11 protein-coding genes and 1 tRNA gene are annotated in these 13813 nt (G+C 71.4%); 5 read left to right on the forward strand and 7 right to left on the reverse strand.

From position 1 onward, the window contains the following. Positions 1–47: 47 nt before the first annotated feature. Positions 48–734, reverse strand: coding sequence for a GOLPH3/VPS74 family protein (locus IE260_RS00175; RefSeq protein ID WP_189868330.1), 687 nt, complete (start codon positions 732–734; stop codon positions 48–50). Positions 735–1056: 322 nt separating this feature from the next. On the opposite strand from IE260_RS00175, the gene IE260_RS00180 reads away from it, so the two are divergent. Beyond that, positions 1057–2682: an ABC-F family ATP-binding cassette domain-containing protein gene (locus IE260_RS00180; RefSeq protein ID WP_189868331.1), complete on the forward strand. Its 1626-nt coding sequence runs from the start codon at positions 1057–1059 to the stop codon at positions 2680–2682. 90 nt (positions 2683–2772) lie between these two features. Here the strand turns inward: IE260_RS00180 and IE260_RS00185 are convergent, their stop codons facing one another. Then, positions 2773–3978 carry a cytochrome P450 gene (locus IE260_RS00185; protein ID WP_189868332.1) on the reverse strand — a complete coding sequence of 402 codons (1206 nt, stop codon included), beginning with the start codon at positions 3976–3978 and terminating at the stop codon, positions 2773–2775. Then, the gene (locus IE260_RS00190) at positions 3978–4976 is read right to left on the reverse strand and encodes a DUF1259 domain-containing protein (RefSeq protein WP_189868333.1); all 999 of its coding nucleotides are present in this window, start codon (positions 4974–4976) and stop codon (positions 3978–3980) included. Before IE260_RS00190 ends, IE260_RS00185 begins: the two co-directional genes overlap by 1 nt. A 231-nt stretch (positions 4977–5207) precedes the next feature. On the opposite strand from IE260_RS00190, the gene ddaH reads away from it, so the two are divergent. Both ddaH and IE260_RS00200 read left to right on the forward strand, forming a co-directional pair. Further along, positions 5208–5984 carry a dimethylargininase gene (gene ddaH, locus IE260_RS00195; protein ID WP_189868334.1) on the forward strand — a complete coding sequence of 259 codons (777 nt, stop codon included), beginning with the start codon at positions 5208–5210 and terminating at the stop codon, positions 5982–5984. Positions 5985–6199: 215 nt separating this feature from the next. Further along, positions 6200–7174, forward strand: a complete 975-nt coding sequence (locus IE260_RS00200; RefSeq protein WP_189868335.1) for an acyl-ACP desaturase — start codon at positions 6200–6202, stop codon at positions 7172–7174. Between the two features lie 110 nt (positions 7175–7284). On the opposite strand, the gene IE260_RS00205 is transcribed toward IE260_RS00200, so the two are convergent. Both IE260_RS00205 and IE260_RS00210 read right to left on the reverse strand, forming a co-directional pair. Then, positions 7285–7356, reverse strand: a tRNA-Cys gene (locus IE260_RS00205). Positions 7357–7447: 91 nt separating this feature from the next. Beyond that, on the reverse strand, positions 7448–7693 hold the full coding sequence (locus IE260_RS00210; RefSeq protein ID WP_189868336.1) for a WhiB family transcriptional regulator: 246 nt from the start codon (positions 7691–7693) through the stop codon (positions 7448–7450). Positions 7694–7997: 304 nt separating this feature from the next. Between IE260_RS00210 and IE260_RS00215 the strand changes: the two genes are divergently transcribed. After that, entirely contained in the window at positions 7998–8783 is a 786-nt protein-coding gene (locus IE260_RS00215; RefSeq protein ID WP_189868677.1) for a VOC family protein, read from the forward strand. Between the two features lie 21 nt (positions 8784–8804). Here the strand turns inward: IE260_RS00215 and IE260_RS00220 are convergent, their stop codons facing one another. Together IE260_RS00220 and IE260_RS00225 are read right to left on the reverse strand one after the other, a co-directional pair. Further along, positions 8805–9854, reverse strand: coding sequence for a LacI family DNA-binding transcriptional regulator (locus IE260_RS00220; RefSeq protein WP_189868337.1), 1050 nt, complete (start codon positions 9852–9854; stop codon positions 8805–8807). Positions 9855–10102: 248 nt separating this feature from the next. Beyond that, positions 10103–11101 (reverse strand): multicopper oxidase domain-containing protein, encoded by a 999-nt coding sequence (locus IE260_RS00225; protein WP_189868338.1) that lies wholly within the window; start codon positions 11099–11101, stop codon positions 10103–10105. Between the two features lie 224 nt (positions 11102–11325). Between IE260_RS00225 and IE260_RS00230 the strand changes: the two genes are divergently transcribed. Beyond that, positions 11326–13812 (forward strand): ThuA domain-containing protein, encoded by a 2487-nt coding sequence (locus IE260_RS00230; RefSeq protein ID WP_189868339.1) that lies wholly within the window; start codon positions 11326–11328, stop codon positions 13810–13812. Position 13813: the final 1 nt, after the last annotated feature.

Genomic DNA, 13813 nt, shown 5'->3' on the forward strand with positions numbered 1-13813 from the left:
CTGCCAGCCCGGACCGGTCCCCGGCTGGCAGGAATCCGACATGGACCTCACGCCCCGGTCGGTGGCCCCGCCGCCGGGGCCACGGCCCGCGCCGTCTCCGCGCTCAGCGCGTCCCGCACCTCGCGGAAGACGCCCCGCAGTCCGGGCGCCGCGGCTGCGACGTGTTCGGTCAGCTCCTCGACGCGCCCCCGCCGGAGGGCGTCCCGGCTCCCCGTGCCCAGCGTGCGCAGCCCGGCGGCGGCCGCCAGGGCCGCCACGGCCGCGTCCCGGACCGAGACACCGGCGACCGGCGTCCCTCCGTCCAGGACCTGCCGCGTCTCCTCGCGCAGCGCCTTCGCCGCGGCCACCCCTTCCAGGACGTACTCGACGGACGGGAACACCCCGAGGACGCGCTTCTTCTCGGCGCGCAGCCGGCCCTCGGCGACCAGCTGCTCCCGGACCGCGTCGAAGGTGACCCGCGCGCGCAGCCCCACCCAGGTGCGCCACCGGCGCGGCAGGGACTCACGGGCGAGTTCCAGCAGCCCGTCCAGTACGGGGTCCCCGGTGCGGGAGTCCAGGTCCACGGGTGTGGCGATGCCGTCCTCGTCGGTGAGCAGGCCGCGCCGGGCGAGCTCGGTGAGGGCGCCGGCGCGCACCAGGCGGGCGAGCCGCGCGGTGCCCGCGGCCTCGGGCCGCGCGGGGTCCCAGCCCAGCAGGCAGAGCCGGGCCGGCAGGGAGAGCGAGCCGTCGGGCACAGGGGCCTCCTCGGGGCCGTGCAGGGTGGAAAGGGCGACAAGGCGTTGACAGCGGACTCGGCCTCTCGTACGCTGTACGGCGGTTCTGTTGCCGTCGATTGGAGAAGGACGTTGCTCGTCTGAGGTCCTGAGGCACCGCGTCACACATGAGGTGTGCGCTGCGTGCGACCTCGGCGTTCGAGCCGTCCTTACGGAGCAGGGCTTTTTTCGTGCCCCGGAGCTCTTCCGGACCCTCCTTTCCTCGCCTCACGACGGTCGCCGCCGCCCGGTGTCTCGATACGCGTTTGCCCCTGACCGCATCAAGCAACCGCGGAGGCCCCGTATGTCCAGTTCCATCACCTGTACGTCCCTCTCCTTCGCCTGGCCCGACGGCACGCCCGTCTTCGAGGGCCTCGACACCGCCTTCGGCCCCGGCAGGACCGGGCTCGTCGGTGTCAACGGCTCGGGAAAGTCCACCCTGCTGAAGCTGATCGCCGGGGAGCTCGCCCCGGCCGACGGCACCGTCCGGGTGGCCGGCGAGGTCGGATACCTCCCGCAGAACGTCCCCCTCGACACCGCGCTCCGGGTCGACGAGGCGCTCGGCATCGCCGCGCAGCGGGTGGCCCTGCACGCCATCGAGGCCGGTGACGTGGCCGAGGAGCACTTCGAGACCGTCGGCGACGACTGGGACGTCGAGGAGCGCGCCCTGGCCACGCTGGGGGAACTCGGCCTCGGGCACATCGAGTTGGACCGCACCGTCGGCGAGGTGTCGGGCGGCGAGTCGGTGCTGCTGCGCCTGGCGGCCCTGCTGCTGCGGCGACCCGACGTCCTGCTGCTGGACGAGCCGACCAACAACCTCGACCTGTACGCGCGCAGGCGGCTGTACGCGGCCGTCACCTCCTGGCCGGGCGTCATGGTCGTGGTCAGCCACGACCGGGAGCTGCTGGACCTGGTCGACCAGATCGCGGATCTGCGCTCCGGGGAGATCACCTGGTACGGCGGCACCTTCTCGGCGTACGAGGAGGCCCTCGCCGTCGAGCAGGAGGCGGCCGAGCGCATGGTGCGGGTCGCCGAGTCCGACCTGCGCAAGCAGAAGCGCGAACTGGCCGACGCCCAGGTCAAGCTGGCCCGCCGCAAGCGGTACGGCCAGAAGATGTGGGACAGCAAGCGGGAACCGAAGATCATCATGGGGGCGCGCAAGCGCGCGGCGCAGGAGTCCGCGGGCAAGCACCGCATCATGCACGAGGAGAAGCTCGCCGAGGCCAGGGAGCGGCTCGACGACGCGGTGGAGGCCGTTCGGGACGACGACGAGATCCGTGTCGACCTGCCGTACACGGCCGTGCCTCCCGGGCGGTCGGTCCTCACCCTCCGGGACCTGCAGCTCGCCCACGGAGCGCGGGTGGAGGGCGGTCTCGACCTGCACGGCCCCGAGCGGATCGCGCTGATCGGGCGCAACGGCGCGGGCAAGACCACGCTGCTGCGGACGATCGCCGGGGAGCTGGCGCCGGTGGCGGGCGAGGCGACGGCGTACGTGCCGCTGCGGTTCCTGCCGCAGCGCCTGGACGTGCTCGACGGCGAGCTGACCGTCGCCGAGAACGTGGCCCGGTTCGCGCCGGGCGCCACCAACAACCGGATCCGCGCGCGGCTGGCTCGCTTCCTCTTCCGTGGCGCCCGCGCCGACCAGAAGGCGGCGACCCTGTCCGGCGGCGAACGCTTCCGGGCGGCGCTGGCCGCGCTGATGCTGGCGGAACCCGCGCCTCAGCTGCTGATGCTGGACGAGCCGACGAACAACCTGGACATGGCGAGCGTGCGGCAGCTCACCACGGCCCTGGAGTCGTACGAGGGCGCGCTGCTCGTGGCCGGCCACGACCTGCCGTTCCTGGAGTCGATCGGCGTCACGCGCTGGCTGCTGCTGGAGGAGGGAGTGCTGAGGGAGACCTCGCCGGAAGCCGTCACGGGCCCCGCCTGACCGGGGCCGGTACCGGCCGGGCAGGGGGTGCGGAAGAGGTCCGTGAGGTCTCTCACCGCACCCTCTGCTCGCCATGGCCCGGTGGGCTTCCTACCAAGCCACCGGGAGCTCCAGCGGGAACCGCCTGATCGTCTCGGTGTCCCACCGCACCTCCTCGGGCGGCACGGCGAGGCGCAGCCCGGGGAAGCGCTCGAGGAGCCGTCCGATGGCCACTTCGAGTTCGGCCATGGCCAACGGCATCGCGATGCACCGGTGCCCGCCCCAGCCGAAGGTCATGTGAGGGGCGCCGGGCCGGTCGAGGTCGATGACGTCCGGGTCCGGGAAGCGTTCGGGGTCACGGTTGGCCGTCAGGTACGACACGTGGACGAATTCGCCCGCCCGGATTTGTACACCGTCCAGTTCCATGTCCTCCAGCGCCACCCGGGGGATTCCGACGCCCTTGCGGAACGGGATGTAGCGGAGCATCTCGTGCAGGACGCCGGTCAGGGTCTCGGGCCGGCGCCTGAGGTGCTCCATGAGCTCGGGGCGCGTCAGGAGCAGGTACACGATGTCGCTGATCTCGCAGGTCGCCGTGTCCTGGCCGCTGAGCGCCAGCATCAGCGCCATGACGGCCAGTTCCCTGTCGTCGAGCTGCTCCTCACCGTCCCGCGCGGCGGCCATCGCGCTGATGAGGTCCGTGCCGGGCGAGTTCCGGCGCTGTTCGACGAGTTTGGCGAAGTAGGCCGTCAGATCGGCCTTGGCCTCCGCAGCGGCCGCCTTGGTGTCCGGACCGACCTCGAGGAGTTGGTGCACGGACTCCTCGATCCGGGGCCATTCCTGCCGTTCGATGCCGAGGAGGTCCAGGATGGTGTGCTGAGGAAGCGGGTTGGACAGGTGCCGGACCAGATCCGTCGGCGACCCCTCCTTCTCCATCCCGTCCAGCAATTGGTCCGCGAGGCGGACGATCCGGGGCCGCATGGCCTCGACGTGTGACTGGGTGAAGGCCTGCGAGGCCAGGTGGCGGACGCGGCTGCTGTGCGGCGGGTCCATCACGTTGATCGACTCGGGCGAGACGATGGGCTCCGGCGTCATCCGCGGGTAGTCCTGGCCGATGATGCCCGCCCGGCTGAGCCGGTGGTCGGTGGTGACCTGCTTGACGGCCTCGAAGCCGGTGACCAGCCAGGCGTCGGCGTCACCGTAGCTGAGCCGGATGCGCGTGGGGGAACCGCGATGCATCAGGTCGGCCAGGGCGGGGTCGAAATCCAGGGCTTCGCCGAAGTCGAACGGGCAGGTGATCGTTTCGTTGTTGTCGGCCATCAGTCCACTCCTCGGGGCATGGGTACGACGTCGGTGGTGTCCACGGCCGGCCGAAGGCCCTTGGCGAGGCGTACGGCATCGCCGACGGCCCAGTAGTGGACGAACAACAGGCGCGGCTCGTCGGTCAGGTTGTGGTGATGCAGCTCGACGAGTTCGAGTCCGCCGCGTCGCAGGGCCATGAGGGCGGGCTGGACTTCGCGGGCGACCACCGCCAGGTCGCCGCTGAGTGCGGCCCTTCCGCCGCCGAGCGGCTGGAAGCTCGCGGCGCTGGTGGCGCCCAGTCCCGGAGGCAGGATCACACGGCCGTCGGTGATCGTCTCGCGACGGACATAGGTGCATCTGTAGATCTTCTCGTCGGCGTAGCCCTTGACGCCCAGCACGGCGTCGATCGCGGCGGTGTCCAGGTCCACGGGCGGGGAGGCGGTGACGGGTTCGGGGGGCGGGGTGCCGGTGCGGTCGATCGCGGCGCGCAGGCCGCGGGCGACGGCGACCGGGTCGTGGCCGTGGGCGTGCAGATGAACCCACCAGACGGCCGGTTCGTGGGCGAGCAGGTGCTTGTGGATGGCGGTCTGATCGATCCCGTGCTGGTGCAGGACGTCGCAGAAGCCCTGCAGTTCGCGCTCGAGGACCGCGGCGTCGCCCATCAAGAGGGTGCTGTGGTCGGCGTACCGGACGAATGACACGTGCGTGCCCAGAGCGAGCGCGGGGTCGATCCGGATGCCGCGGGAGAAGACCGTGAGGTCCCGGCGAGGGAAGCCCGTGTGGTACATGAATCGCCTCATGTCACCGGGCCGCCCGAGGGCCTTGCCCACGTCCGCCCAGTCCGCCAACTCGGTCATCACCGGCTCTACCAGCGCGCGACCCTTCGACCCCCCGGACACCGCGCCGGCGCGGACGGGCACTCCGGCGAGTACGGGTGCCAGGGCTGCCGCGGCCAGTACACGGCGCCGGGACCCGGTGGGCCCGGAGCGGGAGTTCTGCTGTCGGTCGTCAGCCATGTCGTGTGCCTCCTTGCGCGATGGAAGCACGAGCGACCGCGCGGACCGGTGATCCGCACCGCCACGTCCAGCCAGGTGGGCTAAGAGTCGCCGACCAACGCGCTGGAGGTGCGGCCGACGGGCCACGGCCCGCCGCCGGGGGTTTCGTGCGCGCGGGCTCGCGCTGCATGATGGCGGACCGGCGCCGCGTCATCGGGCGCCGGACAGCCAGCGCCGATACGGAGACCCCTCGTGCCCAGCAAGAAGGCCCTCGTCCGCCGCCCCAGCCCGCGCCTCGCCGAGGGGCTGGTGACCCACATCGAGCGGGAGAAGGTCGATCACGACCTCGCCGTCGAGCAGTGGGAGGCGTACGTGGAGACACTGCGCGCGCACGGCTGGGAGACGATGGAGGTGGACCCGGCCGACGACTGCCCCGACTCCGTCTTCGTCGAGGACACGGTCGTGATGTACAAGAACGTCGCCCTGATCACGCGGCCCGGTGCCGAGTCGCGGCGGGCCGAGACGGCGGGCGTGGAGGAGGCCGTCGCGCGCCTCGGGTGCTCGGTCAACTGGGTCTGGGAACCGGGCACCCTGGACGGCGGCGACGTGCTGAAGATCGACGACACGATCTACGTCGGCCGGGGCGGGCGTACCAACGCGGCCGGTGTCCAGCAGTTGCGGGCCGCCTTCGAGCCGCTGGGCGCCCGGGTGGTCGCCGTGCCCGTGAGCAAGGTGCTGCACCTGAAGTCGGCGGTGACGGCGCTGCCGGACGGGACGGTGATCGGGCACATCCCGAAGACCGACGCGCCGTCGCTGTTCCCCCGCTTCCTGCCGGTGCCGGAGGAGTCGGGGGCGCACGTGGTGCTGCTCGGTGGCGGCAAGGTGCTGATGGCGGCGAGCGCGCCGAAGACGGCCGAACTGCTCGCCGACCTCGGTCACGAGCCGGTCGTCGTCGACATCGGCGAGTTCGAGAAGCTCGAGGGCTGTGTGACGTGCCTCTCGGTCCGGCTGCGGGAGCTGTACGCCTGACGGGTGGTTTCGTCCCCCTTCGACCCCGGGACCTGCGGGTCTCGGGGCTTTTGCGCACCCGGTCCGGCAGCCCGGACGGGGTGGCTGATCAGCCGCCTTTACAGGGCGTTTAACCTACGCCCTCGTAACCTACGGTTTCGTAGCCTACGATCCCGTAGGTTCCGGCACCGCTCGCCGGTCGTTTCCGTTCTGTCGCACGTCCCCTGGAGTCACCCGTGACGATCGCCTCCCCGCACCTCGGCAGCTCTGCCGCCTGGACCGACGCCCGGCTGCTGTACGCACTGGAGGAAGTAGTCGAGAAGGAACTCAACCGGCATCTGCAGGTCGCCAAGGACTGGATGCCGCACGAGTACGTGCCGTGGAGCGACGGCCGTAACTTCCCGGGCGTCTTCGAGGACGGCGAGCCCTGGGAGAAGGAGCAGTCCAAGGTAACCGAGATCGGCCGGATCGCGCTCGTGGTGAACCTGCTGACGGAGGACAACCTCCCCAGCTACCACCACGAGATCGCGACCCTGTTCGGCCGTGACGGCGCCTGGGGCACGTGGGTGCACCGCTGGACCGCCGAGGAGGGCAGGCACGGCATCGTGATGCGCGACTACCTGCTCGCGTCGCGCGCGGTGGACCCGGACAAGCTGGAGCAGTTCCGCATGGCCCACATGAGCGAGGGCTTCGAGTCGGACAACGGGCACTCGATGCTGCACTCGGTGGCCTACGTCGCCTTCCAGGAGCTGGCCACCCGCATCTCGCACCGCAACACCGGCCACCAGTCCGGCGACCCGGTCTGCGACCGCATGCTCGCCCGCATCGCGACCGACGAGAACCTCCACATGGTCTTCTACCGCAACCTGCTCAAGGCGGCCTTCGAGCTCGCCCCCGACCTGACGATGCAGGCGGTGCGGGACGTGGTCGTCAACTTCCGGATGCCCGGACACGGCATGCCCGGCTTCGAGCGGGCCGCCGCGCAGATGGCGATCGGCGAGGTCTACAACCTGCGCATCCACCACGACGACGTGCTCCAGCCCGTGCTGCGCTTCCTGAAGATCATGGAGATCGACGGCCTCGGCCCCGAGGGGCAGCAGGCGCAGGAGGAGCTGGGCCTGTTCATGGGCGGACTCGACGCCGAGGCCGCCAAGTTCGACGAGAAGCTGGCGGCCCGCAAGGCGCGCATGGCGGCCCGCGCGGCGGGCTGACGGCACCGGTCCCCGCACGGGACAGGGGGCGGGGCGGCTGGATTCGGACCGGCGTGCCCCGGTTCTAAAGGCCGGTGCGCCTGCCTCTGCGCCACCGGCCCCCCGCGCGATCCGGACGACCGGATTCGAACCGGCGTATCCGCCTTTGCAGGGCGGCGCGACTGCCTCTGCGCTACGTCCGGACGCGCGAGCGATCCTGCCCGCGGGCCGCGTGGGATGCCGTACGGTTTCGCGGGCGACCGGGCCGCTCCGGGCTCGGTGCGGGGAACGTCGTCAGCGCGAGGTACGTCTGAGGTCGAGCCGTTCCTTCTCCGACAGGCCGCCCCAGACGCCGAAGCGCTCGTCGTTGCTCAGCGCGTGCTCCAGGCAGGTCGAGCGGATCGGGCACAGGGCGCAGATCCGCTTGGCCTCCCTGACGGAGCTGCCGGGCTCGGGGAAGAAGAAGTCTCCCCCGGTCTGCGCGCACAACGCCTCCTCCTGCCAGGCGAGGTCGGGCGGTGCGATCGTTTCGGTGTGCATGGCCCCGATGCTGCCGGGCGGCGAAAAACGTTCGATCAACGCGAGGTCAACGCCGCGGCGCAGGGCCGCCGGCCGCCCTGATGCTCCCCCGTACGGCGGCGGGGCGCACGGCGGCGCGCGGGGAACGGCGGCAGGGGAAAGGACGGTGCGGACCGCGCCGGTGACCGGCTGTGACCGCCGCCGTGGCTCCGTCCGTCCGGTTCGGCGGCACGGCGGCGCACCGCGTCCGCTTCGGCAGCGATTGTCAGTGGGCGGTGCAAGACTCGGCAGGACAGGCAACGGGACCCTTCCGAGGAGGGCGATGATGCTCACCACCCGTTTCGTCACCGGCTCGCCGAACTGGGTCGACGTCGGCACGCCCGACATCGACGGCGCCGCCTCCTTCTACGGGGGCCTCTTCGGCTGGCGGTTCCAGTCGGCGGGGCCCGGTGCCGGCGGCTACGGTTTCTTCCGGCTGGACGGCAGGACCGTCGCCGGTGGTATGCAGACCACCCCGGAACAGGGCCCGCCGTCCTGGATGGTCTACTTCCGAAGCCCCGACGCGGAGGCCGCCGCCAAGGCCTCCGAGCAGGCACGCGGCGGCGTGCTGGTGCGGCCGACGGAGGTCATGGGCCAGGGCTCCATGGCCATTCTCGCCGACCGGGCCGGGGTGCCGTTCGGCATCTGGCAGCCGGAGCGTATGGCGGGCGTGGAGGTGGCCTCGGAGCCCGGCTCCCTGTGCTGGGTCGAGCTGTACACGCCGGACGTCCCCGCCGCGGCCGCGTACTACCACGCGGTGCTCGGGCTGGAGACCTCGGCCGTCCGCTTCCCGGGCGGCACCTACACCAGCGTCAACCCCGCGGGGGAAGGCGAGGAGGCCATGTTCGGCGGCGTCGTCCCGCTCGCCGACGACGCGACGGAGACGGACGCCCACTGGCTGCCGTACTTCGGGGTCGCCGACACGGACGCAGCGGTGGCCAGCGCCCAGGAGCTGGGCGGCACGGTGCACCTGCCCGCGACGGACATCCAGGGCGCCGGGCGCGTCGCCCGGCTCGCCGATCCCTACGGCGCCCGGTTCGCGGTGATCAAGCCCGTGCCCGGGGAGGCGTAGCCACGGGTGCGGCCCCGCGCGTCACGCGGAGGCGCGGCGGACCAGGGTGGTCGGCAGGACCACACCGGACGGCGTGGCCGCCGCGGCGGCGGAGGTCTCCTCGCCGTCCGCCGGGCGGTCCAGGCCGCGCAGCAGCAGACGGGCCATCAACCGGCCCATTTCCTCGATGTCCTGCCGGATCGTCGTCAACGGCGGGTCGGTCTGTTCGGCGACCGGCAGCATGTCGTCGAAGCCCACCACGGCCACGTCGTCCGGCACCCGCCGCCCGCGCTGACGCAGCGCCCGCAGGGCGCCCGCGGCGGTGAGGTCGTTGGCCGCGAAGACGGCGTCCAGGTCCGGGCACCGGTCGAGCAGCTTCCGCATCGCCCGCTCCCCGCCGCCGGAGGTGAAGTCGCCGCGCTCGATCAGCTCCGGGTCGACGTCGGCCCGGAGGTCCCGGAATCCGGCGAGCCGGTCGGCCGCGGAGGTCTGGTCGAGCGGCCCGGTGATGTGCGCGATGCGGGTGCGGCCGAGACCGGCGAGGTGGCGTACGGCCGCCCGGGCGCCCCCGCGGTTGTCGCTGTCGACGTAGACCACGCCGTCCCGGCCGTCGTCCCAGCCGGGGCGACCGCCGAACACGGTCGGCACACCGGCCCTGCGGACGAGGCCGGGCAGGGGGTCGTCGAGGTGCAGGGAGAAGACGAGCGCGCCGTCGACGTGGCCGCCGGCCAGGTAGCGGCCGACGCGGGCGTGGTCCTCGCGGCCCTCGGTGAGCAGCAGCACGAGCTGGTTGTCGTGGGCCGTCAGCTCCCTGCTGATGCCACGCAGTTGCTGGGCGAAGTAGGGGTCGGCGAAGACCCGGGTCTCGGGTTCGGCGGCGACGACGGCGACGGCGTGGTGCCGTTTCGTCACCAGGCTGCGGGCGGCCTGGTTGGGGACGTAGCCGAGTTCCTCCACCGCGCGTCGGACCCGCTCGGCGAGCGCCTCCCGGACGCCGTGCGCCCCGTTGACCACACGGGAGACGGTGGCCCGTGAGACCCCGGCCCGCTCGGCCACGGCCTCCAGCGTGGGACGCGGCGCTGTCTCGGTCACTTCGGGGCTCCTCGTCGGCGATTGCCGCTCAGGATAGCCCCGGGCCGGAGGTGAGGTGAGAGCGCTCTCGGACTCCGCTCACGGGCGGAAGCGGGCAGCGGCAGGCCGGTCCGGGCCCGCCGCCCGTCCACCGCGACGGCGTCCGCGGTGCGGAAGCCGTCGCACAGGGCGGCGGGAACGGGCGGCGGGCTCCGGGACGGCATCGAGGTCTCCCCGGGTCGCTACGAGGGTCGCCCGCCCATGATCCGTCAGTGGTGGTGCGCGGTCTCCGGCTCGGGTTCCGGCGCCTCGGCCGATGCGTGCCCGTGGTCGTGCGGGTCGTACCCGGGGATCGTCCCGTCCGCCTTCTTCACCAGGAACAGCCCCACCATGCCCATGTCGGAGTGGCTCTGCACGTGGCAGTGGTACATCCAGGCCCCGGCGCCCACCCCCTCCCCCGCGATCACCTGGAAGCCGAAGGAGTCCGCCGGGCCGACGATCTTGTTGTCGATGACTTGGCTCGGGTCCTCGGGCCCGGTGAGCATGCCCGTGCGGTTGTCCGCCCAGCGGTGACCGTGCATGTGGAAGGTGTGGTAGTACTCACCGTGCGTGATCATGACGAACTCGACGCGATCGCCCACGGTGGCCTCGAAGTTCGGCCCCGTGTGGGCGGGCTTGTTGTTGATGAGCATGTCGTTGAAGACGATCGTGTGGGTGGCGTCCGGCAGGACGTCGCCCTTGCGCCGGACGATCACCGGCCCGTACAGGCCCTTGCGGATGCCGCCGGTTCCGTGTTCGGTGCCGACGACGTGGTCGTGGTAGTGCCAGTAGCCCGCGCTGCCCGCCCGCCAGGTGCCGTCCTTGCGGCGGCCGGGGGCGTGCGTGCGCCAGGTGTAGGTGCGGGTGCCGCCGGGCTCGACATGGCTCTTGTTCAGCGTGGTGCCGTCGCTGGAGATCTCGTAGTCCAGGCCGTGGACGTGCAGGCTCGCGGCCACGTCCATCGTGTTCTCGAACTCGATGTGCAGTGTGTCGCCCTCGTTGAGCTCGATCAGCGGACCGGGGACGGTCGCCTTGCCCTTCTCCAGGCCGTAGCCCATCTGCCCGTCGGGCAGCTTCTCGGCGTACAGCTTGATGCGTCTCACCTCCCCTCCGGCCGGCGCCGTCTTCGCCAGGGTCACGGCGCCGGCCGGGTCGGGGGCCAGCGACAACGATGTCGCGACGGCCGCGCCACCCAGCAGCACCCGGCGGTTGAAGCCGCGTCTGTCCATGCCGAACTCCCCACACTGGTACGGAATTTGCGGAGACGTAGCTGTGATGAACCTGTGGGACGGTACCGGGCGCGGCCCTGTTTATCCACACTCAGGACAAAGTTCGTTGTATCCCGGTCATACCTATTGGCGAACCGAGCAAAGAGGTCTAGCTTCCTTGGCGCTGTTGCTGCGACCGAGGAGGGGTGGGTGACCACGTGCGGTTCACATCGCATCACAAGCCCATGCACTTACGAGGGTTGAGCGCCAAAGGCACGAAGAGACGCGTCTGGGCGGCGTCGCTGGCCGCCGGTGCCGTGGCCGCCGGACTGCTGTCGGCTCCCGCAGCCGGCGCGCTTCCGGCGCCGGATCCGTCTCTGACAACGATGTCGATCAAGTCGCCACCCGGCGGCGCCACCGTACGCGTCCTGATCTTCTACGGGTCCGCCGCGGCCGGGGACGAGTCGCCGGTCGTGAACGCCGGGATCGCGGCGATCGAGAAGATCGGGCTGACCGGCCCGGCGAAGGAGCGTTTCAGGGTCGAGGCCACCGACGACGCCTCGGTCTTCACCGACGAGCGCAGACTCGGGCGGTTCAACGCGATCGTGTTCCTCACCGGGGGCGGCGACGTCCTCGATCCGGACCAGGAGGCCGGTCTGGAGGCGTACATGGAGGCGGGCGGCGGCTTCGTCGGCATCCATGACGCGGCCCGCGCGGAGCCGTACTCGGACTGGTTCACCGGCCTCGTGGGTGCTCGCCCCGCCGCCGGCGGCCCGACGAACGTCCAGCGCGCCACCGTCGAGGTCGGCGACCGCCGGCACCCGGCCACCAAGGACCTGCCCGTGCAGTGGAAACGGCCGGACAAGTGGCTGAACTGGGAGAAGAACCCGTCCGGTGACGTGCACACCGTCGCCCGGGTCCGCGAGTCGACGTACCAGCCGGGTACCGGCGCCAACGGCTGGGACCACCCCGTCAGCTGGTGCCGGGACTACGACGGCGGACGCTCCTTCTACACGGGCATGGGCGGCACGGTGTCGTCGTACGACGAGACCGACTTCCGCACCCACCTGCGCGGCGCGCTGCTGTGGACGACCCGCCTGGCGCAGGCCGACTGCAAGGCGACCATCACCGGCAACTACAAGGCCGAGCGGATCACCCAGCCCAACCAGCCGGGGCAGAACGACCAGATCGGCGAGCCGCACGGCATGGTCACCGCGCCCGACGGCCGCGTGTTCTACATCGGCCGGGGCGGTGCCGACTCCTCCCAGCCCGTGATCACGGACTGGAGCAACCCCGACATCGGCAAGGGCAAGGGCCAGGTCCACGTCTACGACCCGCGGACCAAGAAGGTCACGCTGGCCGGTGAGCTGACCGTCTTCGGCAACAAGGGCGGCGGCGACGAGCTGACCAAGGTCGAGGAGGGCCTGCTCGGCATCGAGCTGGACCCGGAGTTCGCGGAGAACGGGTGGGTGTACCTGCACTACACACCGCACTCGGAGATCAACCGCGACACGCACATGGCCGAGCGGCGCGTCTCCCGCTTCACCTACGACCAGGCCACCGGAAAGCTGGACCTGGGCAGCGAGAAGGTGCTGCTGAAGTGGCCGGTGCAGATCCACAGCTGCTGCCACGCGGGCGGCGGGATGGCCTGGGACTCCAAGGGCAACCTGTACATCGCCACGGGTGACAACAACTCCAGTGGCTTCAGCGGTGGTTACTCGGGCAACAACCCGGAGCCCAATTTCAAGGGCGTGTCCTTCGCCGACGCGCGCCGCACGGCCGGCAACACGAACAACCTCAACGGCAAGATCCTGCGCATCCACCCGGAGCCGGACGGGACGTACACGCTCCCCGAGGGGAACCTCTTCACCGGCAAGGAGACCGCGGAGGGCGGCGGCAAGACGCGCGGCGAGATCTACGTGATGGGCGTCCGCAACCCGGCGCGCATCTCCGTCGACAAGTCGACCGACACCCTGTACGCCGGCTGGGTCGGCCCGGACGCGGGCGCTCCCTCGCCGACCTGGGGTCCCGCGAAGTACGACACGTTCGCGGTGATCACCGAGGCGAGCAACCGGGGCTGGCCGTACTGCATGGGCAACAAGCAGCCGTACCGGGACCGGAACCTGCCGGACCCGTCGAAGCCGCTGGGCTGGTACGACTGCGACCACCCGAAGAACGAGTCGCCGAACAACGACGGCCTGGTCAACCTGCCGCCGGTGACCGGCAACAACATCTGGTACTCCCCGCAGGGCGGCGGCCCCGACTTCCCGCGCGACGCGAACGGGATCCCGTCCTACAAGGCGGAGGAGGCCACGTACCGGCTGCCGTGGCTCAAGGGCGGCGGCCAGGCCGCGATGAACGGTCCCGTCTACCGCTACGACGCGCAGAGCACGAGTGGGACCAAGTGGCCCGCCTACTGGGACGGCAAGTGGTTCGTCGGCGACTTCTACGACGCCGACCAGCCGCGCAACGCGGTGCTCATGGACCCGAAGACGCAGGGTGACGGCGGTCTGCCGGTGCACTCGGAGTCGCTGAAGAAGATCGTGCCGGTCGGCAACGACGGCATCAAGAACCTGATGGACTGGAAGTTCGGTCCGGACGGCGCTCTGTACGTCCTCGACTACGGCCGCGGCTTCTTCACCTCGGACTCCAAGTCGGCCCTGTGGCGGGTCACCTACACGGGCGGCGGGCCGACCCCGGCCGCCGACCAGCTGGCGAGGAGGACCGAGTGAT

It is taken from the genome of Streptomyces viridiviolaceus (assembly GCF_014650995.1).
Taxonomy (GTDB): Bacteria; Actinomycetota; Actinomycetes; order Streptomycetales; family Streptomycetaceae; genus Streptomyces; species Streptomyces viridiviolaceus.